The 22,947-nt window shown below is 37.4% G+C and carries 23 protein-coding genes; 5 read left to right on the top strand and 18 right to left on the bottom strand.

The genetic code is table 11. The annotated features are described in order from the left end of the window. Positions 1-81 precede the first annotated feature (81 nt). A complete protein-coding gene (locus H514_RS25295) occupies positions 82-210 on the top strand; it encodes a hypothetical protein (protein ID WP_267879772.1) in 129 nt (42 codons plus the stop codon). A gap of 61 nt (positions 211-271) precedes the next feature. On the opposite strand, the gene H514_RS22965 is transcribed toward H514_RS25295, so the two are convergent. After that, the gene (locus tag H514_RS22965; protein WP_051255124.1) at positions 272-1,228 is read right to left on the bottom strand and encodes a DUF2515 family protein; all 957 of its coding nucleotides are present in this window, start codon (positions 1,226-1,228) and stop codon (positions 272-274) included. 141 nt (positions 1,229-1,369) lie between these two features. Here H514_RS22965 and recU point away from each other — a divergent pair, with 141 nt between their 5' ends. Continuing rightward, positions 1,370-1,963 (top strand): Holliday junction resolvase RecU, encoded by a 594-nt coding sequence (gene recU / locus H514_RS0112040; protein ID WP_027447194.1) that lies wholly within the window; start codon positions 1,370-1,372, stop codon positions 1,961-1,963. A 19-nt stretch (positions 1,964-1,982) separates the two neighbouring features. Then, on the top strand, positions 1,983-4,643 hold the full coding sequence (locus H514_RS0112035) for a PBP1A family penicillin-binding protein (RefSeq protein WP_027447193.1): 2,661 nt from the start codon (positions 1,983-1,985) through the stop codon (positions 4,641-4,643). A 437-nt stretch (positions 4,644-5,080) separates the two neighbouring features. Here the strand turns inward: H514_RS0112035 and nth are convergent, their stop codons facing one another. The 17 genes from nth to H514_RS0111945 all read right to left on the bottom strand — a co-directional run bounded on the left by nth (position 5,081) and on the right by H514_RS0111945 (position 20,839). Then, positions 5,081-5,746, bottom strand: a complete 666-nt coding sequence (gene nth, locus H514_RS0112025; RefSeq protein ID WP_027447192.1) for an endonuclease III — start codon at positions 5,744-5,746, stop codon at positions 5,081-5,083. Positions 5,747-5,761: 15 nt separating this feature from the next. Continuing rightward, positions 5,762-6,457 (bottom strand): DnaD domain-containing protein, encoded by a 696-nt coding sequence (locus H514_RS0112020; RefSeq protein ID WP_027447191.1) that lies wholly within the window; start codon positions 6,455-6,457, stop codon positions 5,762-5,764. 173 nt (positions 6,458-6,630) lie between these two features. Then, on the bottom strand, positions 6,631-7,923 hold the full coding sequence (gene asnS / locus H514_RS0112015) for an asparagine--tRNA ligase (protein WP_027447190.1): 1,293 nt from the start codon (positions 7,921-7,923) through the stop codon (positions 6,631-6,633). Positions 7,924-7,941: 18 nt separating this feature from the next. Beyond that, on the bottom strand, positions 7,942-9,126 hold the full coding sequence (locus H514_RS0112010; RefSeq protein WP_027447189.1) for a pyridoxal phosphate-dependent aminotransferase: 1,185 nt from the start codon (positions 9,124-9,126) through the stop codon (positions 7,942-7,944). Between the two features lie 20 nt (positions 9,127-9,146). After that, complete coding sequence (locus tag H514_RS0112005) at positions 9,147-9,686, bottom strand: cell wall elongation regulator TseB-like domain-containing protein (RefSeq protein ID WP_154657374.1); 540 nt, start codon at positions 9,684-9,686, stop codon at positions 9,147-9,149. Continuing rightward, positions 9,649-9,819 (bottom strand): YpmA family protein, encoded by a 171-nt coding sequence (locus tag H514_RS24355; RefSeq protein ID WP_081673008.1) that lies wholly within the window; start codon positions 9,817-9,819, stop codon positions 9,649-9,651. The genes H514_RS0112005 and H514_RS24355 overlap by 38 nt, the downstream gene beginning before the upstream one ends. A gap of 270 nt (positions 9,820-10,089) precedes the next feature. Next, a complete protein-coding gene (locus tag H514_RS0111995) occupies positions 10,090-10,884 on the bottom strand; it encodes a ComEC/Rec2 family competence protein (RefSeq protein WP_027447187.1) in 795 nt (264 codons plus the stop codon). Between the two features lie 84 nt (positions 10,885-10,968). Next, a complete protein-coding gene (dinG, locus tag H514_RS0111990) occupies positions 10,969-13,773 on the bottom strand; it encodes an ATP-dependent DNA helicase DinG (RefSeq protein WP_027447186.1) in 2,805 nt (934 codons plus the stop codon). 91 nt (positions 13,774-13,864) lie between these two features. Beyond that, positions 13,865-14,257 carry an aspartate 1-decarboxylase gene (gene panD, locus H514_RS0111985; protein ID WP_027447185.1) on the bottom strand — a complete coding sequence of 131 codons (393 nt, stop codon included), beginning with the start codon at positions 14,255-14,257 and terminating at the stop codon, positions 13,865-13,867. A gap of 11 nt (positions 14,258-14,268) precedes the next feature. Then, complete coding sequence (gene panC / locus H514_RS0111980; RefSeq protein ID WP_027447184.1) at positions 14,269-15,141, bottom strand: pantoate--beta-alanine ligase; 873 nt, start codon at positions 15,139-15,141, stop codon at positions 14,269-14,271. Next, positions 15,138-15,977, bottom strand: coding sequence for a 3-methyl-2-oxobutanoate hydroxymethyltransferase (gene panB, locus H514_RS0111975; RefSeq protein WP_027447183.1), 840 nt, complete (start codon positions 15,975-15,977; stop codon positions 15,138-15,140). Before panB ends, panC begins: the two co-directional genes overlap by 4 nt. Continuing rightward, the gene (locus tag H514_RS0111970) at positions 15,974-16,966 is read right to left on the bottom strand and encodes a biotin--[acetyl-CoA-carboxylase] ligase (protein WP_027447182.1); all 993 of its coding nucleotides are present in this window, start codon (positions 16,964-16,966) and stop codon (positions 15,974-15,976) included. The genes panB and H514_RS0111970 overlap by 4 nt, the downstream gene beginning before the upstream one ends. Continuing rightward, the gene (locus H514_RS0111965; RefSeq protein WP_027447181.1) at positions 16,942-18,144 is read right to left on the bottom strand and encodes a CCA tRNA nucleotidyltransferase; all 1,203 of its coding nucleotides are present in this window, start codon (positions 18,142-18,144) and stop codon (positions 16,942-16,944) included. Before H514_RS0111965 ends, H514_RS0111970 begins: the two co-directional genes overlap by 25 nt. Before the next feature lie 12 nt (positions 18,145-18,156). After that, positions 18,157-19,296 (bottom strand): N-acetyl-alpha-D-glucosaminyl L-malate synthase BshA, encoded by a 1,140-nt coding sequence (gene bshA, locus H514_RS0111960; protein WP_027447180.1) that lies wholly within the window; start codon positions 19,294-19,296, stop codon positions 18,157-18,159. A 4-nt stretch (positions 19,297-19,300) separates the two neighbouring features. After that, complete coding sequence (gene mgsA, locus H514_RS0111955; RefSeq protein WP_027447179.1) at positions 19,301-19,714, bottom strand: methylglyoxal synthase; 414 nt, start codon at positions 19,712-19,714, stop codon at positions 19,301-19,303. Positions 19,715-19,728: 14 nt separating this feature from the next. Then, positions 19,729-20,529 (bottom strand): 4-hydroxy-tetrahydrodipicolinate reductase, encoded by an 801-nt coding sequence (gene dapB, locus H514_RS0111950; RefSeq protein ID WP_027447178.1) that lies wholly within the window; start codon positions 20,527-20,529, stop codon positions 19,729-19,731. Next, a complete protein-coding gene (locus H514_RS0111945; protein ID WP_036842620.1) occupies positions 20,522-20,839 on the bottom strand; it encodes a nucleotide pyrophosphohydrolase in 318 nt (105 codons plus the stop codon). The genes dapB and H514_RS0111945 overlap by 8 nt, the downstream gene beginning before the upstream one ends. Before the next feature lie 265 nt (positions 20,840-21,104). On the opposite strand from H514_RS0111945, the gene H514_RS0111940 reads away from it, so the two are divergent. Continuing rightward, the gene (locus H514_RS0111940; RefSeq protein ID WP_027447176.1) at positions 21,105-21,989 is read left to right on the top strand and encodes a YitT family protein; all 885 of its coding nucleotides are present in this window, start codon (positions 21,105-21,107) and stop codon (positions 21,987-21,989) included. Positions 21,990-22,067: 78 nt separating this feature from the next. Next, entirely contained in the window at positions 22,068-22,682 is a 615-nt protein-coding gene (locus tag H514_RS0111935) for a hypothetical protein (RefSeq protein ID WP_027447175.1), read from the top strand. Positions 22,683-22,947 lie beyond the last annotated feature (265 nt).

The raw sequence follows: 22,947 nt of genomic DNA, 5'->3' as shown, positions 1-22,947 counted from the left end.
AGAAAGTGAAATTCAGCATTTTTTCTATTTTTGCATGTTTTTTTGACGGAGACGCACACTAATTGTCGAGGAGGGATTATGATGGGTAGAAAAGGCAGAAATACACAACAGAAAAAACCTTTAAATAATGAGGAACCAAAGCAAAGAAATCAAGATTTCAAAGGCGATGGAAATCCTAAGCTAGATGGCGAAAATCGTCCAGCGACATAAGTGGAAAATTATTTCGTTTCAGGTCTTAGAGTAGCAAGCCTAATAGTTAGGCTTGCTACTTTTAATTGATACTTGTTTTCTCTAATCGATCCCAAGCTTGTAGTAGATATCGCTTAGCATAAAACCGGTTACTAACATCTATTGAAAGATCGGCTTCCTCATCTTTCCACCATTTTTTCTTAACAGACCGCCCTGAATGAAACCAATCTTTTCGAATATTATCTTGATGAGTGATAACAGGATAAACCATTCTAAGCATAGGAGCTTTTGGCATTCTAGTTGTAAAGTATCGCTCATACTCTATACGTGAACCTAAGGGCTCTGTGTATTTCGCAAAAGCTATAAATTCATGATGCAAATCTTTGTGAAATAACAATGCATTCAGTTTCTTCCCTAAGGTAATCCGATTTGATAAGTGAAAGAAGTCATGAACGTAAGCACCATAGATTTTACCTTTTAATGTTGGGAACAATACAGCACTCAAATGAAATAAATCCTGAGATCGAAAAGGTAATCTTTGAAACACTTCATGCTTATAAAAGGACTGTTCAATAACTGGTTTTTGAATAACATTTTGTTCATTGATGATAAGGGCTGTTACTAATCGAGAATAATCTCTATTCTCCCAAAAATAGATCCACTCTTTTTCCATAAATTTTGAGATGCTGAACTTAGGTAATAAATGAAAAAGTCGCTCTCCCTTATCACTTGATATAGCATATAACAGTAATTGAGGATACGCATCAGAAAAAATAAGCCAATTTGCACGTTCATAAGTTGAAAATAAATTACGCTTTTCTTGATTTGATAACATGGATTGAAAAGGGTCCATTTGTAAGTCAGTCATATTCCACCCTGCATTACGTGAAACCATGCTTGCTAAAAATGCCCAACGTATTTCAGGATAAGAAAAATAAAAGTTTTGATACGCTTTTGTACGGGAAATATTATCGACGTTAAGGATGGATGTCTGTTCTCTAATGTGTTGAACCAGTCTTTGCTCTTCTCTAGCGTCCATATTTTTCACCTCCCTCTTAGCATGTTCGAAAACCATTAATTTAGAAGTGGTTATTCAATGAACTTTAAGGGAATGAATTTTTCCTTCTCATTTTTCTTCTATTTTTGATATGATACATACATGCATGGGGAGGGTTAATGTATGAACTATCCAAACGGGAAGAAAACTAACAACAAACCAGTGACGAATCGAAAGCCTAAACAAACGCCTAACTTTTCAAATCGTGGAATGACACTTGAAGAAGATATAAATCAATCGAATCAAGCTTATTTATCGTCAGGACGAGCTGTCATTCACAAAAAACCAACACCTGTGCAAATTGTTAATGTGGATTATCCTAAAAGAAGTGCTGCTGTTATTAAGGAAGCTTATTTCAAGCAAGCATCAACCACTGACTATAATGGTATTTATAGAGGTAAATATATTGATTTTGAAGCGAAAGAGACAAGAAACAAAACCTCTTTTCCTCTAGCCAATATTCATGAGCATCAGGTTGAACACATGAAAAAAGTATGTGAACAAGATGGAGTCTGTTTTGCTATATTAAGGTTTTCCAAGTTGGAAGAGACATATTTTTTCCCTGCAAAGAAACTTTTTCAACACTGGGATCGTCAAAATAATGGCGGAAGGAAATCCATTCCGTATCAAACTATTCAACAAGAAGGACATTTCATCCCACTTCAATACCATATAAGAATCGATTATTTAAGCATAATCGATGAAATGTACTTTTAAGATCGGAGGAAGATGAGAGATGGCACAAAATAGTCAATCTCGTACAGCACGAAAAAAAGAACTCAAACAAAGTAAAAAACAAAACAAAAAACCAATCATGAAGCGTATTATCATGACAATTTTAGTATTAGGAGTTATAGGGGCAATCGGAATTGGCTCTTTATTCATCTATTATGTCCAAGGTGCACCTGAACTCGATCCTGATAAACTTTCAAGCCCTATTTCAGCAAAGTTCTATGATAAAGATGATAATTTATTTGCTGAACTAGGAGCACAAAAACGAACCAAAATAACACAAGAGGAAATACCAGAAGTGGTTGAAAAAGCGGTTATTGCAACTGAAGATTCCCGTTTCTACGATCACATGGGTATCGACTTTCGAAGAATTTTAGCTGCTATTTATGCAAATATTACAGAAGGCTATGGCGCTGAAGGTGCAAGTACCATAACTCAACAAGTTGTAAAGAATGCCTTCTTAAGTCAAAAGAAAACGTTAGAACGTAAAGTACAAGAACAATGGCTTGCCTTAAAACTTGAACAAAAGTACTCAAAAGACGAAATCCTAACGATGTATCTTAATAAGATTTACTATGCCAACGATGCTTATGGTATAGCGAAAGCTGCTGACCTCTACTTCAATAAAAAGCTTAATGAACTTACACTACCAGAGGCAGCTCTATTAGCAGGGATTCCACAGCGCCCTGCAGCATATGATCCATTTGACCGTCCAGATCTAGCTCAGGAGCGTAAAAATACTGTGTTAGACCTTATGGTAATGCACGATAAAATCACTGAAAAAGAAGCTGAAAAGGCAAAGAAAGTAAAAGTAGAATCATTGGTGTCAAAGGAAAAAGATTCCAACATTCCTTACGATAGCTTCTTAGAGCAAGCAATAAAGGAAGTTAAACAAAAATTAAAAGATGTAAACATCTATGAAGATGGTGTGAAAGTATATACAACATTAGATCCAAAAGCACAAAAACGTGCTGAAGAGCTGTTAGGTGAAAACAGCCCTCTACCATTCCCAGACAAAAAATTTGAAACAGGGCTAGCTGTATTGGATACAAAATCTGGCGCAATTCGAGCTATTGGTGGAGGAAGAAATAAGGACAAAGTTGGGGCTACCCTCAACTATGCAACACAGTTGCAAGGACGACAGCCAGGTTCAACATTTAAACCTATCGTGGACTACGGTCCAGCAATTGAACACCTTCAATGGTCTACGTATCATTTGATAAAAGACGAACCTTATAAATATCAAACTCCTCCTCATGACGATGTAAACAACTGGGACGGAGACTATTTAGGAACCATGACCATGCGTAGAGCACTTGCCCTATCACGTAACGTTCCTGCAGCAAAAACATTAGCTGAAGTAGGTCTTGAACGTGCCCAAAAGTTTGCTGAAGGCCTAGGGATTAACTTTAAGAGTGAAACAATGCACGAATCGAACGCCATTGGTGGTGCAAGTACAGGAGTTACACCATTACAATTAGCTGCTTCTTATAGTGCGTTTGGTAACGAAGGAGTTTATAATGAACCTTATGCCGTGCGCCGTGTAGAATTCCAGGGAAGCAGAAGCCCTGTAGAGTTTAAGAATGAATCACATGTAGCTATGAAAGATTATACAGCTTATATGATTTCAGACATGCTAAAAGATGTTGTTCAATGGGGTACTGGAACAAGAGCTAATGTATCAGGAGTCCCTGTTGCAGGTAAAACGGGTACCACGAATAATGAACATGGTACACCAGATTCTTGGTTTACAGGTTACACAACAAACTATACGATTTCTGTATGGTCAGGGTATCCTTCACCAAAAAATAGTATTCCAGCAAGCGCTAAATACATTCCACAACAAGCATTTAGTAACTTGATGGGTCATATTTCTCAAGGAATTGATACACCTGATTTCAAGATGCCTTCTTCTGTTGTTAAAAGCCCAGTAGAAATGGGGACTATGCCTCCAAAACTACCTAGTGAGTTCACACCAGAAGAACAAATCAAATATGAACTTTTCGTAGAAGGAACCGAACCACAAGAAAAATCAGATCAATTCGAAAAGCTTGATCCTGTAAAAGATCTAAGCGCTGAATTTGATGAGGAAAAAGGAACTGTAAAACTAACTTGGGATTACGAAGCTGAAGAAGATAAACAAGTTTCCTTTAACATTGCAGGCTCTCCTGAAGGTCGACCTATGCAGTCCATTGCGGAAGGATATACGAATACTCAATTAGAAGTATCAAACCTTCAAAAGGGAGAAACTTATACGTTTGAAATCGTAGCAGTAAGCGATAAGAACCCTGAAAATAAAAGTGATCCAAATACCGTTACAATTGATATTCCTAAGAAGAGCGAGCTTGACGATCTTCTTGATGGCTTAAACGGTGATGATGACGAAGAGGATAAGAAAGATAAAGACAAGAAAAAAGATAATGATGAGGATAGCGACTCCAATAATAACGACTCTGATTCTGGTGATTCGAATAACGATGATGGCTCCAGTGATGGCAACGATTCAGACTCATCTGGGTCCGATAGTACAAATGATGGATCTTCAAACGATGATTCAGGCTCAACAGATGATTCTGGTTCGACAGACTCTGGTTCTACGGATGACTCAAACACGAGTGATAGTTCCAACTCAAGTGACAGCCAATCAACTGATGATGCAGCTTAAAATGTAAAGCAAATAAATTGAGCATCAAATCTCATTGAGATTTGATGCTCTTTTTTTGATGAAAAATTTAAATCTCTTTCCTCCATGTTAGCCCCCTAATGTTGAAGACTTGGATTCTAGATAAGGGGCTGAGGAGGTCCGTTGCTTTCGTGAGAGTTTAGGGGGGCAGTGAAACGTCGATACTCCTGTGGAAAGGGCGAGCGAGATCCCACAGGAACGAAGTGACGAGGAAGCTCGATCGGTCTTCCGGGGAAAGCAACCCGTACTACAGCCCGCCGCACTCCACATTAGCAACGGAACCACCCCGCACCAGCTTATTCAAGATAACTGCCATAATTTAATAATACTACAACTATCCAAACAAAAAAGCAGCTCAATTAAGAGTATCATTCATACTCCATAATCGAACTACTTAAAATAAATGTTCATACTCTTCCTTATACATTCGATGCTTTTTCTCTTTTACGCATCCTCTTCTGCCCTTCTCTACATAAATGAAGTAATGGACAAATATCACACTGTGGAGATTGGGCCTTACAATGATACCTTCCAAAGAAAATCATACGATGATGTGTTTCGCTCCACTCTTCTTTCGGGACCTTCTTCATTAGCGTCTTCTCGACTTCCAAAACGGAATCTTTCCAACGACAAATCCCTAAGCGTTTAGAAACACGCTCTACATGGGTATCAACAGCTATTGTAGGTTCATTAAAAGCTACTGCAGCAACTACATTAGCTGTTTTCCTACCTACTCCAGCAAGTTTCTCTAATTCCACCTTAGAATGAGGAACAACCCCATCATATTCATCGATAAGCATCTGACTTAACTTACGAATATTTTTAGATTTATTTCGATACAAACCAATTGAGCGAATGTCTTCTTGAAGCTCTTCTAGAGGTACATTTACATAATCCTCAGGTGTTTTATACTTTTGAAATAATTCTTTCGTAACCTTATTGACTAACGCATCAGTGCACTGTGCAGATAGAACAACAGCAACCAATAATTCAAATGGATTCTCATGGTTAAGCTCACAGTCTGCTTCAGGAAACATTTCCTTAAATGTATCAAGCACTTCACGCATTTGAGATTGGTTTAACATACACCTTCCCCTTCCTTACTCATCTTCTTCTAGCCAGTTGTAATAAATAGAGGAATCACGATTTCGTTTTTGATATGTTTCTTGGTTGCCGGAGCTCCCCTGTTGATTTCGAAAAGATTTACTCGCTTCTCTAGCTTGTTGTACGGTTCTTATTCCTTTCTTCTTCCACTCTCTTAAAATCCGATCAATATATTTAAAGTTTAATTTCCCCATTAAAACTGCCTCGCGCAGTGCAGCCTTTATTAATGCCGGTTCTTGTTGATCTTCATCAATCCATATATTTACGGTTTCAATTTCGAATGGTGATAATGGTCGTCCAAATTCTTGTTCAAATAAAACAAATAAATTCGGCTGATCATCACTTTGATTGTTTGTTTCGTACGATTCTTCTGGATCTTCGGTAAGTTTTTCCCAAAGGCCAAATAATGAATAGCTCTCATTAATAACTTGATCACTACCAGTGGACTGTTCAATAGTCAGGTAGCTCTTCTGGATCAATTTTCTAAGTACCTGAGAACAATCTTGTTCGGAGAAAGATAGAAACTGAGATAATTCACTTGGTGTAGGAAAATCGTTTCCTTCTTGTTGATAACGATGTATTTGCATAATGACCATAACATCTCTTTCATTTAACCCTAAATCCATGTACATCGTTAACAATCGCTTTGGGAAACTCATCTGATCTTTTAATAACGTGTTAATCCAATTCATACTGAGCGTTTCACCTCTACCCTTTATGTTCAAAAACATTGCCATACGTTTGTTACATTACAATACATGATTATAACACGTTTATTGATGATTTAGAGATAAGCAATGATTGAAAAAGCTCCCAAGGGTTGGGAGCTTTTCATCTAATTTCTGTTCTATTGTATCATTAAATATTAAGGATATAGACGATTTAATAAACGTGGGAAAGGAATTGTTTCACGCACATGTTCTGTACCTGTAATCCATGCTACTGTACGTTCCAAACCTAGTCCAAATCCTGAATGTGGCACACTACCATATTGGCGAAGCTCTAGATACCATTTGTAAGCATCTTCACCTAAATCATGTTCTTCATAGCGTTGTTTCATTAGATCTAAATCATCAATACGTTCAGATCCTCCGATAATTTCACCATACCCTTCTGGCGCAATTAAATCAGCACATAAAGCAACATCTGGGTTTTCAGGGTCTGGCTTCATATAAAATGCTTTAATATCTAGAGGGAAATGCGTAATGAATACAGGCTTATCATAACTTTCAGCAATTGCTGTTTCATGAGGGGCACCGAAATCCTCTCCCCACTCGATATCATCAAAACCTTTTTCTTTAAGTAGCTTAATCGCATCCCTATAAGTGATACGTGGGAAAGGTGCTTGAATTTTTTCAAGCTGTGTTGTGTCACGGTCAAGAGCTTGTAGCTCAAGCTTACAGTTTTCCAGAACAGATTGAACAACGTGAGAAACATATTGTTCCTGAACTTCAAGACTGTCTTCATGATCCATAAATGCCATCTCTGGTTCAATCATCCAAAATTCAATTAAGTGACGACGAGTCTTAGATTTTTCAGCACGAAAAGTTGGTCCAAAGGAGAACACTTTTCCGAAAGCCATAGCTGCAGCTTCCATATAAAGTTGTCCACTTTGAGAAAGGTATGCATCTTCTTCAAAATATTTAGTATGGAACAGTTCTGTTGTTCCTTCAGCTGAAGATCCTGTTAAAATTGGCGGATCAATTTTTGTGTAACCATGAGTGTTGAAAAACTCATAAGTAGAACGAATAATTTCATTACGGATTTTCATAATAGCATGCTGTCTTTTAGAACGTAACCATAAATGACGGTGATCTAGCAAAAATTCTGGACCGTGTTCTTTTGGTGTAATTGGATAATCAACAGCTTCATGAATCAACTCAAGTGATTTAACCTGTAATTCATAGCCAAAAGGTGAACGAGAATCTTCAGATACTGTACCTGTTACATACAATGAAGATTCCTGAGTCATGCTTTTAGCAAGTGCAAATGTTTCTTCATCCACTTCTGCTTTTACGACAACTCCTTGAATAAAACCTGTTCCATCACGAAGTTGTAAAAAGGCAATTTTACCGCTAGAACGCTTGTTTGCTAACCATGCGCCGATGGTTACTTCTTCTCCTACATGTTTATGAACTTGGGATATCGTTGTTTTCATATGTTACCCTCCAAAACGTTAAGATTGATGCTTTTCTATAAAACGACGGATTCGAATAGCCGCTTCTTCTAATTGGTCTAAAGACGTTGCATAGGAGAGACGAATATTTTCTTCTGCTCCGAAACCTGAGCCAGGTACTAATGCAACTTTCTCTTCTTCAAGTAAAGCTTTAACCCAGTCGTCAACATTATCAAATCCATTTGACTTTGCAGCTTCCTGAACATTAGGGAATAAATAAAAGGCTCCCTTAGGCTTTACGCATTTTACTCCTGGAATTTCTGAGATCCACTCATATAGCTTTTCTAAACGATGACTGAATGCCTTTTTCATTTCCTCTACAGCATCTTGAGATGAAGTATAGGCTGACAATGCAGCATATTGTGCAATCGTTGTAGGATTGGAAGTAGAATGAGAAGCTAAGTTGGTCATAGCTTTAATTAACTTTTCGTCACCAATTGCATATCCAATTCTCCAACCTGTCATTGCATGAGATTTTGATACACCATTAATGATAATGGTTTGGTTTTTTAATTCATCAGAGATTTGAGCCATTGAAGTATGGGATTCATCCCCATAGATCAACTTCTCATAGATCTCATCAGAAATGATCATGATATTTCTTCTTAGACATACTTCTCCAATAGCTTGCAATTCTTCCTTAGAATACAACATACCAGTTGGATTAGATGGTGAATTAATGATAATCGCTCGTGTACGATCTGTAATCGTTTCTTCAATTTGTTTAGGAGTTAATTTGAAGTCATTATCTTCACTAGCTTTTACAATCACAGGTGTACCTTCTGCTAATTTAATTTGCTCAGGATAACTTACCCAGTAAGGTGCCGGCACAATAACCTCATCACCTGGATTTAAAAGTGCTTGAAACAACGTATATAAAGCATGTTTAGCTCCAGTTGTTACAATTACTTGTTTCGGATCATATGTAAGTTGGTTATCCTGTTGATACTTCTGAACAATCGCTTCTTTCAAAGCAGGAATACCGCCAGAGGGAGTGTAGTTGGTTTGACCTTCTCTCATTGCCTTTTCAGCTGCATCTAAAATATGTTCAGGCGTATTAAAATCTGGCTCTCCAGCACCAAGTGCAATAACGTCATGACCCTCAGCTTTTAATGTGTTCGCCATTGCTGTAATCGCTAATGTACTTGAAGGTGTTAAGGATTGAACACGTTTAGCTAATTCCATATGAGGTCCTCCTTCTTGATCTATTGTTTAAATCGATATTGTTCATATTTTTCGGCGTTTTTCATGTAATAATAATCAAATACATAACGGCTTTGAGCATCATAATACGTTATTTCCCATAAAGGTTTCTGATTATCCATTGCAGGTGTGATTTTTTCAAAGTCACATCCCTGACAATTATTACGCCACTTTGATAAGACTTGATCTTTCGAGATGGTATTTTGTTTAGAAACATAACTGATATTTAGTTGCTCTTGTTCATCAGTTATTTTTGTTTTCTGAACAAATGCAAATCCTTCATCTCCATTAGGTTCCACGCCTGCTACTATATCATAACGAGACGCTCCATGGTAGCGATAAACGGTTGAAACTTTTTCAATAGGAGTTTCTTTGATTGCAATTTCCTCTGATTCAGAAAAAGTTTCCGTTTTCCCCTGCATAATACTGACATATAAATAAAGTGAATATCCTATGGCCAACAATAATAGGATACCTATGCCAAATATGGCATACCGGATACGACTATGTTCTATAGATCGTGAAAATCGCTTTGTTTCCATCATTCTCATCCAATGCTAATCCAAACATTAAGTCGTCCCGCTTCAGCGTACGATTTAATGAATCGACAATTTTGTATAAATCCTTTGAGTATTCAACTTTTGTGGTTGATACTACTTCAATTTTTTCTCCCATTGTTGACCCCCTGTAGACATGTAATAATCCACGTCTATACGTTTTAAATATTGCCTATCATATTCCCTTTATAAACGCACAAAATAGTACTGTACCCCATTACAAATACTTCTTTATTATAACAAGAATCCATTTACAATTTGATGGTGTAACCTAAATTTTTTAAACTTCCTAACCTATACTTACCTGTGCGGTCTTACGTACAGGTCTTTTTATATGGTATCTTCTGTTGACGGTAAATAGAAGCCCACCCATAAAGGTGTGAGCTTCTTATTTAGGATGCATATCATAGTCCTCTAAAGTGCAATGAATCGTTGTAGTGCCCACTTTTCGAAGCTGATATACATCAATCCAAGACTCATTTAATCGTTCAAGGAGACCTTCGTTTGGACTGATTCCTTTTAAAGGATAAATCATAGCCACATGAGGATCCACTTTCTCTAATAATTGAATGGAAGGAGATTGTGTTCGAGCGTAATCCCCTACTTTCAGGATTTCTGCTTGTATTGTGCCATTTTCAATTAAATCCTTTTCCACCTCAACTCTTCCACTAGCTAAATACAATATGGATGTCTTGCCATACATTATATATAAAGACATTTCATCCTCTGTATCAGCTGGCAAAACTCGAAATGTTAAGCCAGGTGAAATTTCGTGTTTCTCACCATTTTTCCAAAGGGCATGCTGTACAGTTGACTCTTCTGAAGTACACATAGGAGATAAATCTTCTGAGTAAATGAGCTGTTGAACATGATAACGTTTAATTAGCCGTGGAGCATTTCCACATGTAGTTTTATTTTGGTTTGTAAAAATAATCGAATCAAGTTGTTTAACTCCTAAATTGTTCATTTGCTCTAACAGTATTTCTTCACTTATTTTGGAGCCTGTATTAACAAGGTAATTTTCCCCGTGCCCTGTTTGAATTAACATCGCTTCCCCATCAGGCAAAGAAAAAAATACAAATAACACTTCTTCTCCATTAATATTAATTTCGCCTGCGTCCACAATCTTTTGTGAGGAATTCAATACGATGATAAGGACTAATAAAATCATGAACTTTTTCACGTTACTCACACCTTAATAAAACTGACTCCTTCGAGGCTTTATAAGAGTCGCTTTATATAGGATGTGTATTTTCGAGGGAAGTTATCATAACCATCTTTTTGCCTCTTCCATTAATTGATGTGTTGATTCAAAATGTACGGGAATTGATGGGATTGAATCGATAAAATACTTCCCGTATTTTGCTTTCATGATACGGTCATCACAAACCATTACAACTCCACGATCCTGACTGGAACGAATCAACCTTCCAAATCCTTGCTTAAAACGTATAACAGCATTTGGTAATGAAAGCTCCATAAAAGCATTCTTACCTTGTGATTTCAGAGCCTCCGATTTTGCTTTATAAACAGGATGATCAGGTGGTTGAAAAGGTAAACGTACAATGACAACAGAAGTTAGATCCTGTCCTGGAATATCAACACCTTCCCAAAATGAACTGGTTCCAAATAATATAGCTTGATCAAATGCTTGGAAGTTTTTCTTTAAACGAGAGCGACTTCCACTAGATACTCCCTGAGCAATGAGAATAAATTCTTCCTGATCAATAAACTCTTTCATTGCAGAATAGGTCTTCTTCAACATGTCATACGATGTAAAGAGGACCAACATTCTACCTCTCGTAATGGTGGCTAATGAATATATGGCTTCACATGTTGCGTGAATAAAATCTTCTTGGTTCCCATATTTAATATTTGGAAAATCATTAGGAATCATTAACTGAACTTGATGTTCATAATGGAAAGGAGATTGAATCTTTTGCTGAATTGTCGATGATTCCTCGAGACCTAAGCGCTTCATCATAAAGGTAAATGAATCCTTCATTGTTAATGTTGCACTTGTTAAAATGACACTTTCTTTCCGTTCAAATAATTGATCCTGCATAATGGAAGCAATCTCAATGGGCTCACTGTGTAAGAATACGGCATTTTTTGCTCCATACGCTTCAATTTCGATCCATTTCACAATGGATTCCTCTTCTGAAAGGAGGAGATGATCAAGTGAATGAATCACCTCTTCCATCCTTTCCATGTACATCCGGATGTCTTCAATCCACCTTGATGCTTCTTCAGAGGTTTCAGCTAAACTAATCCAGTTTTTACATTTATGCAAGAACTGAATGAGATCTCGAAGGTAAAAGGACACTCTTCTGGTCATTTCTTGAACTGTACTCCAGGTTTGAGGATTCTCTTGGTCATTTTGGAATCGATACTGATACCTTCCTATATCATTAAGTGAAATATGGGCATTATGTTGTTTGACGACATAAGAGAATAGAAAACGAAATAATTCATCAGATTCTTCTTTGGCATTCTGTACAAGCTCATCCCATTTAGTAATATCATGCTTTAAAGCCATTTCAGGATAAGAAGATAATAAGCCATAAATCCAGTCCCCTGCTGAATTAGCTCCCATTTCATTTAGTAAATATTGAATAGAGACATAGTCAATTTTTCTTCCAAAATGTTTCGCAGCAGTTGCTTCTAAATGATGTGCCTCATCAATAATGAGCTTATTATACGATGCCAAGAGACTATAATTTTCACTAATATCCGTACATAAAAGAGAATGATTTGTAATTAATAGATCCGCCTGTTGCGCTTGTTTTCTTGCTCTTTGATAAAAGGAACGAGAAAACCAAGGTGACTTAGGATCAATATAACCTTCAGCTTCAGCGGAAATCCTTCTCCAAAAAATATTACCACTAGAAGGAAGCTGAATTTCATCAATATCTCCTGTAGCCGTTTCTGTTAGCCAAACCAAAAGCATAGCTTTCGTTAAGGTAATGTCATAATTATCAGAAGTACCATGGTATAGTTCAAATTCAAATTTCTTTAAACTAATGTAGTGCTGTTTTCCTTTAAATAAGGCCGAAGTAAATGAAAAAGGAAGAATCTTATGAAGTAATGGTACTTCTTTATCTAAGAGCTGAGATTGAAGATGTGTTGTATGTGTACTGATCACGACTCGATTTTGTTTTGTAACTGCTTCATAAACAGCTGGTAACAAATACGCTAATGACTTCCCGGTTCCAGTTTCTGCTTCAATTAATGCATGCGATCCTGATTGAAAAGCATCATAAATGGTGGTGGCCATGATTCGCTGACTACCACGTTCTTCATATCGATCCATATTCTTCGATAAACTTCCATCATTACCCAAAAGATGGTCTAAATAGGGTTGAAATCCTTCGACTTCTGGTACGTTTCTTTGTACTTCTTCATAATTCCGTTTTAAGGCAATTCCACGAAATATTTCTAAGTCCGCTCTCTCTTCAATCGTAAAAGCTTTGGACTCCATCCAGTTACTTAATAACTCATGAAGGTCACTTTTTAACTTTCGCTCAAGACTTGAAAGTTGTTGTAAGGTTTCATAAGGAAGTTGTTTTGCTTTATGTATGAATTGTAGCAATATCTTTGCTGTTACATAGGCATCAGCTAAAGCCCGATGTGGGTTATCATGTGCTACATCTAAATATTCTGCTAGTTGAGCTAATTTATAACCAGGGGCTTGGGGGATCATTATTCTACCAAGCTCTACAGTATCAAGAACAGGGATATCTAGAGACTTTCCTGTTGTTTCTTGTATCGCGTGATTTAAAAAGCCAAGATCAAACTGTACATGGTGAGCGACAAAATACGCATCCTGACATAGGTGAACGATCTCATCGACGATCTCATCAAACAAGGGGGCATCTTGGACATCCTGATCTTCAATGCCAGTTAATTGAGAAATAAAAGAAGGTATAGGCTGTTCTGGATTCACCATGGAATGAAATTGGTGCACGATCTCACCATTTTCAATAGTAACCATTCCAACCTCGATGATTTTATCCCCTTTTTTTGGAGTATGTCCTGTTGTCTCTAAATCCACTACGACGAATTTCGGCATGTTTTCACCTTCTTTATTTTCGGTGTAATGAATAGCAGGTATGCTTCCTTCATTACTTTATTGTACCTTTTATAAGAAAAAAACTCCCAAATCAATGGGAGCTACTTAACGTTAATGGAGGTTCTTGTTCAATCATTTCTGTAATTTCATTATGCTCATTCATTAAAGCAACTTTTGGCTTAAATGATTGCAGCTCATCCTCATTTAACATAGCGTAAGAAACGATAATGACAATATCATCTGGTTGAACCAAACGTGCTGCTGCTCCATTTAAACAAATAACACCACTATGGCGTTCACCTGGAATCACATACGTTTCAAGACGCGCTCCATTATTATTATTCACGATTTGAACCTGTTCATGAGGTAAAATACCAACTTCATCTAAAATATGTTGATCTATAGTTATACTGCCAACGTAATTGAGATTTGCTTCCGTCACGCGGGCACGATGAATTTTGGATTTCATCATGGTGCGAAACATAATCTTTCCTCCTATACAATTGCTGTTGAAGGCTGACCATTTGAACTAAACACGATATTGTCAATAAGGCGAGCATGTTCAAATTGGACTGCGACAGCTAATATCATTTGTCTATTTATCGTTTCCACTTTTTCCAACTCTGGATACGAAAGACAATCAACATAATCTATTTTACCATGGGTGTGCTCCCGAATGAAACGGGAAACTTCCTCTATAACAACTTCTGGATCCATTTCACCTTGTTCTACAAGTTTTTTACCAGTCTCTAGAGCCTGATAAATATTTGGAGCTTCCTTACGCTCTTGGCTGGATAAGTTAACATTACGACTGCTTTTCGCTAATCCATCTGCTTCACGTACTGTATCAACAGGACGAAGTGTAATGGAAAAGTTGTAATCCTCCAATAAAGCATCGACAACAGCTACTTGCTGTGCGTCTTTCATTCCAAAATAAATTCGATCTGGATGAACAATATTAAACAATTTCGTTAAAACCGTTACAACACCATCGAAATGGCCTTCTCTACTTTTTCCACAGAGAACATTCACACGCCTTTGAACTATCATTTGTATCGTTTGTTCCTTTGGATACATTTCATTGACATGAGGGTAAAATAAAATATCAACCTTTTCTTCTTTAATAGCCTTTTGGTCATGGTCTTCATCCCTTGGATATCGATCATAGTCCTCATTTGGACCAAATTGAAGAGGGTTCACAAAAATACTTGCTACTACAACATCATTTTCTTGTCGTGCCTCTGCCATTAGCTTTCTATGCCCTTCATGTAAATATCCCATGGTTGGAACAAACCCTATTGTATTTCCATCTTTTTTAAGTTTTGCAACCGTCTCTTTCATCTCTTGTATAGTTGTAATAATGTTCATGTATCCTTTCCTCCATAAATCGGAGGAAGAGCATCTTCACTCATCGTAAAAGAATGCTGATCTTCTGGGAAGTTCTTCGTTTTCACATCGTGTACATAAGCTTTTAAGGCTTCAAACATCCAATCATTTGCTTCTGCATAAGGTTTCACAAACTTCGGTAAACGATCAACACCGTATTTCAATACATCGTGATATACCAGTACCTGACCATCACATCCTACGCCAGCTCCAATACCAATCACAGGAATGGAAAGGATGTCTGATACTCGCTCAGCTAATTGCTTCGGAACACACTCGAGCACAAGTGCTACAGCACCCTTTTCTTCTGCTTTTTTGCTATCTTCAATTAACTGTTCTGCCTGTTTCTGATCCTTACCCTGTACACGATATCCTTCAAGTACGTTAACAGACTGAGGAGTTAAACCTAAATGTGCCACCACAGGGATGCCACCTTTTTGTAAAATCTCAATCTTATCTAACACTTCATCTGCACCCTCAAGCTTTAAAGCGTGAGCTCCAGTTTCCTGAAAGATTTTCGTAGCATTTCTCAGTGTATCTTCATTGGATATATGGTAAGACATAAACGGCATATCAACTACAACATAAGTGTTTTGAGCACCACGTGTTACGGCTTTTCCATGATGAATCATATCATCAACCGTCACAGGAATTGTTGAATCATAACCTAGTACAACCATACCAAGTGAATCTCCAACAAGAATCATATCCATTCCGGCTTGTTCCGCTAGTTTAGCTGATGGATAATCATAAGCCGTAATCATAGAAATTTTCTCTTCATTTTGCTTCATTTTCTTAATTTGTGCACTTGTTATCAACTTCCGTCACCTCTTCCCCACTGTATTTCAGCCGAATAAAGAATATCCACTTGACCATCTTCATCACACACTTTTAAAGCTCCATCATGTTCAATTCCTAGTATCCGAGCAGACCAGCTTCGTTGGTGTGTTTTAATATCAACAATTTCTCCTAAACGATAACCAAAAGCTTCCCATCGCAACTTAACCTTAGAAAATCCTTCTTCAATAAACTCTTCATAACGCTTCTCGAACGTTTGCAGAATATCTTGAATCAGTGCACCAATTGCCCACGATTCCCCAGTTTCTTGTTTTATTGAGGTAGCTTGATTTTGAATGTCTTCAGGAAATACGTCTCGATCATGGTTTACGTTAATCCCCATACCTAAAACAATATAAGTAATTTGATCTTGTTCAGCTTGCAATTCAGTCAATATACCTGCTAGCTTCTTTCCGTCTGTTAAAAGATCATTGGGCCACTTAATTTGTGGCTTAATCCCACAATGTCTTTTAAATACTTCTGCCAAAACGGTCGCTGCTAACAATGTAATTTGTGGTGAACGATGAGGTTCAAAAGTTGGCCGTAGTATAATGCTCATCCAAATTCCATCACCTTTTTGGGAGTGCCATGTACGATTAAGTCGACCACGACCTTTTGTTTGTTCGTCTGCGACTATCACGGTACCATGAGGTGCGTCTTCTTGAGCTTGTTGGTGCGCCAAAATTTGGGTGGATGATACAGATGGTTTATGTATAACATTTTGACCTAACCAATCAGTATCCAAGCCCCATTGCAATGTATTGGTACTTAACTTATCAGGATAGGATACGATTCTATAACCTTTTCGTGGCACCGCTTCAACTTCATAACCGTCTTTCTCTAGTTCCTTCATGTGTTTCCACACGGCTGGCCGGCTAATATTTAGTTTCTCAGATAACAGCTGGCCGGAAATATATTGGTCCGGATTTGAAGATAACACATCGATTAATTTAGCTCGTGTGGATTCCATGATGTCACCCTTTCTTTTATTTCAAGAGAATCATTCACTAGTTCTCCATTGATAATAAGCTCTTCTACTGACTCCATGAATCGCTTAATCCAAGGTCCAGGTTTCTCATTTGGGAACCATCCTTTTATATCATTACCATCTACTTTTAGGTCTTTGCGAGAATGAATAGGTAGTGAATGGTGAGCCTTAAATAATTCCTTTATATCTTGATCAAAATGAGTGTTTAACGTTGATAAAACCCTGTAAAAGGCTGCTATGTGGTCCTCTCCAAGAAGATAAAGGCACTGTTTCTCTTTACTGTTTTGCCATAAATCCCAAGCATTAACTAGTGTAAGACTTTTTCGCTTGATACGATTAGAGAGCTTCCAATGCTTCACCCACATATCGATAGAAATCTCAGGTTTTAATATATGAAAAACGGTTATGACTTCAGCTAAATCATTCAAAGGGATCCACTTAATCGTTTTGGTAGAATTCATTAATTGTGGTGATTCATTTAATATAGGTAAATGAGCATATAAATTTGAATCTACAAGTAGTGTCCAAGCCTTATTAAGTTCATGTCCATTAAATAATTTCTCAAACTCAACTGCAATTCTTTCAATAGCAATATGAGAGAGCAGGTGCTTCCATTGATCGAAGGCTGAATAAGTTCCATCTGTAAGTTCAAACCCATGTTGACTTACAAAACGGATGGCTCTCATCATTCGAAGCGGATCTTCTTGAAACCTCTCATCTGGAGAACCTACAGTTTTTATTTTTTGAGCACGTATATCTTCTTGCCCCCCATAAGGATCAATGATTTGTCCATCCTTACCCATTGCTATAGCATTCATAGTAAAATCTCTACGTGAAAGGTCCTCTTCAATGGATGAGACATATTCTACTTCTTCAGGATGGCGAAAGTCATTGTACTCTCCATCTATACGAAAAGTAGTTACTTCGTAAGATTCTCCCCCATAACGCACCAAAACCGTTCCATGATCAATCCCTACTGGTATAACTTTATCAAATAGTTCGGTGACTTCATCAGGTTTGGCTGCAGTAGCAATATCTATATCCCAAATTTCCTTACCTAATAGTTGATCCCTAACCGCTCCACCTACAAAATACGTATCATATCCACTTGATTGGAGGTGCAATACAACGGGCATTGCATCTAAAAATTTCTTATCCATATTGCTCATTCCTTATTCCACTGTTTGAAGAAGCTCTTCATAAACATCTTCATACTGTTTTACAACTGTCTCTGAATGGAAATCTTGATTTACTCTGTGAAGACCATTTTTGGAAAACTCTGTCCATTTTTCAAAGTTCGTTAAAAGTTCAATGGATTTATTTGAGATATCCTCTATATCCCCAAGCTCACAAATGTAGCCAGATTCACCGTTTTGAATCACTTCTGGTATCCCCCCAATATTCGTACCTATACAAGGAACACCGCAGGCCATTGCTTCTAATAGAACTAACCCAAAGCTTTCTTTAGAGGACAGTAAAAGTTTTAAATCCGATATGGATAACAGTTCTGATACATTTTCTTGCTTACCAAGAAAAATAACACGATCACGTAATCCCAATTCACTTACAAGCTGGCATACCGTAGAATATTCAGGTCCATCCCCTACAAGTAACAACTTTGCGTTTACTTCTTGAGTAATACGTTCGAATGAGTAAATCACATCTTGAACGCGCTTCACTTGTCGAAAATTAGATATATGTATAATAACTTTTTCATCAGATTGGATGCCGTATTCTTCTCGTAAATGATTTGCTTCTTCCCTTTGTCTATATTCGCGTTCATCTACGAAATTATAAATTACATCCATGTTTCTTTCGACATTAAGCATCTCTCTTGTTTGATTCACTAGACTTTCTGAAACAGCCGTAACCCTGTCTGAACGATCAATCCCAAAACGAATCATATTTTTCAGGCTAGGATCTACTCCTAAAACGGTTATATCTGTACCATGAAGGGTCGTTACAATCTTCACATCATGCTCCACCATTTCTTTCGCTAATATCGCGCAAATTGCATGAGGCATTGCATAATGAACATGTAGAATATCAATTTGTTCACGATTTATAACCTCAGCCATTTTGTTTGCAAGTGCAAGATCATAAGGCGGATATTGAAATACAGGATAGTGGTTCATTTCGACTTCATGATAATAAATATTTGGATAAATGCGCTTTAACCGAAAAGGGATATTCGATGTAATAAAGTGAATCTCATACCCTTTTTCGGCCAAAAGTTTTGCTAATTCAGTGGCAATCACACCTGATCCACCCACAGTAGGATAGCAGGTGATACCAATCTTCGTACGACTCATCTTCTCACCCTTGTTGTTTATTATGGTGGATGATCTCTCTCCAGTGAAGGTCTCCCCGTTCAATAGCATGTATCATAATCTCAGCCGCAGCTAAATTCGTAGCTAACGGAATTTGATACACATCACACAATCTCATCAAAGCACTAACATCTGGTTCATGTGGTTGTGCTGTTAAGGGATCTCTGAAAAAGATAATGACATCCATATCATTCTGAGCAATATATGCTCCAATTTGTTGGTCTCCACCTAATGGTCCTGATTGAAATCGATGCAAGGATACACCAGTTGCTTCTTCTATTCGTTTACCTGTTGTCCCTGTAGCAAAAAGATTATGCTTCTCTAAGACATGTGAATAAGCAGTAGCAAACTGAACCATATCATCCTTCTTTTGGTCGTGTGCAATTAATGCTATGTTCATTAGACGATCTCCTTTTATTCTAATAAATTTTCTAAACCGTAAACGAGTACATCAAGTTTCAATACATGTTCAACAGCTAATTTCACACCTGACATAAAAGATTCGCGGTGGTATGAATCATGCTTTAGTGTTAACGTTTGTCCATTAGAACCGAACACGACTTCCTGATGTGCAATGAGTCCAGGTAAACGAACACTATGAATCTTCATGCCATCTAAATCTGCTCCACGTGCTCCTTCTAACGTTTCTTTTTCATCTGGATGACCTTGTTGCTTAGATTCTCGTGCTTCTTGTATCAATTCTGCAGTCTTTACGGCTGTACCACTTGGGGCATCAAGCTTTTGATCATGGTGACGCTCAATAATTTCAACATCTGGAAAGTATTTCGCTGCCCATTTTGAAAATTGCATCATCAGAACTGCTCCTAATGCGAAGTTTGGAGCGATCACGACACCAAGTTCTTTCTTTTCAGCTAAGTCTTCTAGTTCTGCTAATTGATCTTTCGTAAAGCCAGTTGTTCCTACAACAGGACGAATGCCGTATTCTAATGCCAATCGCGTGTGTTTATACCCAAACTCAGGTGTAGTAAGATCAATTAAGACATCTGCCTGTACATCTTGAAAACATTGTTCTACATCATCATATATAGGTGCATCAAAAGCAGGTAGACCTTCAACGTCTTGTACTTTTAAGCCAGCATTCTTTCGATCTATACAAGCAACTAACGAAAACTGCTCTTCCTTCTCTATCATTCGGAGAGCTTCACTTCCCATCTTTCCTCTTGGTCCTGCTACAATTACATTTGTATTACTCAATATGATCCTCCTCTATTTTCGTCCAACGGTCTTTATCTCTTACTTCAAATTTATCCATAACACGGTTAAAACTTTCATCTATATCGATATCTAATGAATTTGCAAAACATAGCATTACGAATAATAAGTCACCATATTCCTCTTCCAAAGCCTTTTCATCTTCTGATTTCTTTTTAGGCTTTTCTCCATAATGGTGGTTAATTTCACGTGCTAACTCCCCAACCTCTTCAGTCACACGAGCAAGCATACTTAATGGAGAAAAGTAACCTTCTTTAAATTGAGATATATAATTATGTACTCTTTCTTGCATTTCAACATTGGTTAAAGAGTCTTCTCTATTTTTCACAAACATCCCTCTTTCACTATGTATCAATTTTAACCTCTCTTCATGTTAGCTAAAAGGACGGACTTTGACAAATTTTTTAACCGAAACAATCCTTGATGAAGTTGGATGCAAAGCGATTTTTAACATGAGTGACTCTTTAAGTTACATAGAACGGAATGACTACGTAAAAACTTCGATTGCTCCGCAAGATAGGTTTGTCTATAATGAATGGAGTGAAGGAGGCATGTCAATGCAGTTTCTTGGAGTACGTTTAGTAAATACTTTATTTATTTTACTAGGATCAGCTATATTTAGCTTTGGTGTAATCTACTTTAATATGCAGAACAATCTTGCTGAAGGCGGATTTACAGGAATTCTATTAATATTAGATCATTTTGGGTTACCGATTGCTATAATGAACCTTATTTTAAACATTCCCGTCTTTATTATTGGATGGAAGCTACTTGGTCGGAATACGCTAGTTTATTCGCTTATCGGAACATTTGCCGTATCATTCTTTTTATGGTTTTTTGAATTACCATTTTTCATGGAAAACGTTCACTTTGAGTTACAAAATGAAATGATCATTGCTGCATTATTTGCTGGTGTGTTCATAGGGCTAGGTCTTGGTATAATCTTTCGAAGCGGAGGCACTACAGGTGGTGTTGATATCATTGCCCGACTGGTACATAAATATGCCGGTTGGAGCATGGGGCGTACCATGTTCGTATTTGATGCTTGCGTAATAGCTGCTTCAGTCCTTATTTATCTTGATTACATACAAGGGATGTACACATTGATAGCAGTCTTTGTAGGAGCAAGAGTGATTGATTTTATTCAAGAAGGTGCTTATGCAGCTCGTGGTGCAACCATTATATCTGGTGAGAGTCAAGCTATATCAGCCAAAATTATGAAAGACATGGATCGTGGTGTTACGGTCTTAGCTGGTAAGGGAAGTTTCACTGGTGAACGACGAGATGTCCTCTATTGCGTAGTTGCTCGAAATGAAATCGTTCGATTAAAAAATATTATTCATTCAGTTGACCCTCATGCTTTTGTAGCAGTTAATACTGTACATGATGTTCTTGGAGAAGGATTCACCTTAGATGAGAACAAAAATCCAATTGAAAACTAACGTTTAACCCTCCCTTTTTTTGGATATACCGTACTTGTGGGGTATGTCCATACAAAATATAGAGAGGGGTCATATTCAATGAAACATTTTCTATTTCTACTATCCTTAGCTACTGTTTTAACAGTTGCAGGGTGCAGTAATGGAGAAAACGCGGGTGATTCACAAGATCAACCCGAGAAAGAAGAAAAGCAAAATGAAGAATCTAAGGACGAAGAGAAAAATCAAGACAATGAAAGTACAACAGAAGATCAGAACAAGGCTGTAAAATCAGCTCTTCTTGATGCACAAATGTCCTTAGTAAAAGAAATCAGATCTTATAACGAGAAAATCGTAGCTGTGCAGTCTGATTTAAAAACACTTTCTGAGACGAAAGAAGAAAAGGAAAAAGAAAAATTAAAGACGTCTATTCAAGAAGGTGCTTCAGAAGCACAAGAAGCTTCTGACCAAGCAGTTAAAGCTATTGAATCCTTCGAACCTGAAGGCGAACTTCCTGAGGATATGAAGAGTCAATTAGACGATGCTCTTACGGACTTAAAGGCTTATTTTAAAGAAGCGAAATCAGCGTTAGATACTCCTTTAGAGGCTGACTTCAGTAAAGCTGATGAAAAGTTCAAAGCATTTCAAGAAAAGATAAGTGCTATGTATAAAGAGGTTGGTTTAAAAGCACCAAACCTATCAGATGAGATGAAATAATAGCTAATAAGCTATTTATATTTAAAATGAAGTAGTTCAGTTTTGGAGCTCAGAATGTAATGTAGTTCCACAATTGAACTACTTTTGTTTATGTCGAGGTATTTTTGATTGGCAAAGTTATTCAGCTATATGGCAGTTATGTTGAATAAGCTGGTGCGGGGTGGTTCCACAGCCCACCTTGGCCGAATGGTGAATAACGAAACCGCAGCTATCGTACGGTTTTCTGACTTTGAATTTGTGGTTATATCATTTTGCATTCAAGTGA

The sequence above is a fragment of the Pontibacillus marinus BH030004 = DSM 16465 genome (assembly GCF_000425225.1).
GTDB lineage: Bacteria > Bacillota > Bacilli > Bacillales > BH030062 > Pontibacillus > Pontibacillus marinus.
The sequence above is the reverse complement of the archived record's forward strand: the minus strand, read 5'-3'. Positions and strand labels throughout refer to the sequence as shown.